A 1531-nucleotide genomic window follows, 5' to 3' on the forward strand; every position below is an offset into this window, starting at 1 on the left:
CGCCTTGTCGATGTTCGGCACCGTGGAGCGGATCTCGCGGATCAGGTCGGCGAACTCCTCGGGATAGGCGTAGCCCACCGTGTCCGGGATGTTCACCGTGGTGGCCCCGCAGGCGATCGCGGTCTCGATGCAGCGGAACAGATAGTCCTTCTCGGTGCGCGACGCGTCCATCGCACTCCACTCGACATCGTCAGTGTAGCGGCGCGCCCGGGTCACGCTGTCGATGATCCGCTGGTGGACCTGCTCCTGGTCCAGGTTCAGCTGGTACTGGCGATGGAGCGGCGAGGTGCCGATGAAGGTATGGATGCGCTTGCGCCTGGCCGGCTCCAGCGCCTCCGCGGCGCGGTCGATATCGGCGACATTGGCGCGGGCCAGCGAGCAGACCACGCTCTCGGTGACGAGCTTGGACACCTCGTTGACGCACTGGAAGTCGCCTTCGCTGGCGATCGCGAAGCCGGCCTCGATGACGTCCACGCCCATGTGCTCGAGCACTTCGGCCACGCGCAGCTTCTCGCTGACGTCCATCGAGCAGCCGGGTGCCTGCTCGCCGTCGCGCAGCGTGGTATCGAAGATGATGATGCTGTCGCCGGTCTGGGTCGGGATCATGGGCGGATTTCCTGCTGAGCGTGCATGATGGGTCGACGGATCACAAATCCCCTGAACGCGCGCGAAACGCGCCGCACTCAGGGGCGGATAAGTCGAAGCAGGCCCGGCAGCGTCCGCGCACGCGCCGCCGCGGGCAAAAAGCCCGGCACTGCGACGTGGTCCTGCGGACGAGAAATCATCGATCCATCCAAGGCGGGCGGCGGAGTCTCGCCGCTGGCAGGGCGCCTAGATGCAGCCAACCGGCCCTGACTGTAAAGGGGCAAGTGACCGCCTCTCTGCCGGCCGGCTTGCGCACGGCACTGCCCCTGCATCACCTTCCCCGGACTTGACGACGCCTTCGGCCGCTCGTGGAGCATGAGCCATGCACCGACGCGATCTGCTTCTGGCCCCCGCCGCGCTGCTGCCGGCAGCCGGAACGGCCCCTGCCGCCGACGCGCCAGTGATCGCGCAGCCGGGCCAGACGGCCGCCCTGCAGCCCTACTGGGCCGAGCTCACCCGGCAGGTGGGGGATCGGCTCCAGCTGGTCCCGTGGCCCATCGGCGACTGCCGGCAGAATCCTGATGCCTGTGCCGACTTCTTCGCCGCGGTCAGGAACCCCTACTTCCTGGGTGACCATCCCGGCCTGACCCAGACGTTCGGCTGGGTGGACGCCTGGATGGCGCAGCCGGGCGCTGCGGTCCTGGCCGCGCGCTCGGCCGGGGATGTCGCGGCCGCGATCCGCTTCGCGCGCCGGCACGGGCTGCGGCTCGTCGTCAAGGGCGGCGGCCACAGCTATCAGGGCGGCTCCAACGCAGCCGGCTCCCTGCTGGTCTGGACCCGGCAGATGCGCGCCATCACGCTGCACGACGCCTTCGTGCCGACCGGCAGCCAGGCCGCGCCGGTACCGGCGGTAACGGTCGAGGCGGGTGCCCTGTGGGGCGAGGTG

At 69.5% G+C, this 1531-nt stretch carries 1 protein-coding gene and 1 pseudogene; one reads left to right on the plus strand and one right to left on the minus strand.

Translation table 11 applies throughout. From position 1 onward, the window contains the following. A pseudogene (locus EQG76_RS26950) lies at nucleotides 1-606 on the minus strand (2-isopropylmalate synthase); the annotation flags it as partial. 361 nt (nucleotides 607-967) lie between these two features. On the opposite strand from EQG76_RS26950, the gene EQG76_RS26955 reads away from it, so the two are divergent. Next, on the plus strand, nucleotides 968-1531 hold a 564-nt coding region (locus EQG76_RS26955), incomplete at its 3' end, for an FAD-binding protein (RefSeq protein WP_159718033.1).

It is taken from the genome of Geminicoccus flavidas, from assembly GCF_009806515.1.
GTDB classification, from domain to species: domain Bacteria; phylum Pseudomonadota; class Alphaproteobacteria; order Geminicoccales; family Geminicoccaceae; genus Geminicoccus; species Geminicoccus flavidus.